At 41.6% G+C, this 226-nt stretch carries 1 protein-coding gene; it reads left to right on the top strand.

All coding sequences use genetic code 11. The annotated features are described in order from the left end of the window. Nucleotides 1-205: hypothetical protein (locus ACTHSL_RS14385; protein ID WP_440381769.1), on the top strand; the 205-nt coding region annotated here is incomplete at its 5' end. Nucleotides 206-226 lie beyond the last annotated feature (21 nt).

The raw sequence follows: 226 nt of genomic DNA, 5'->3' as shown, positions 1-226 counted from the left end.
ATATTCATCCTCCTTTGAGAATGGGCTGAAAAAAATTTTAGGGCTTTTTACTGCTAATATAGTTGGTACCAATATAGGCAAAGGCAATGGATGCGCACCTGACATTGTTGCTTATCCCACCGGTAAATCACCCTCCCCCACGCAGTGTAGAACACAATCTGCCGTGGACAATGGATTAACTAAGCCGCTTAAAGGCGAACTTTAAATTTGGAGAAAAAATGCAAAC

The sequence above is a fragment of the Neisseria sp. P0008.S010 genome (assembly GCF_051962715.1).
GTDB lineage: Bacteria > Pseudomonadota > Gammaproteobacteria > Burkholderiales > Neisseriaceae > Neisseria > Neisseria elongata.
Note: the sequence above shows the minus strand (reverse complement) of the source record. Positions and strands in the feature narration are given on the sequence as shown.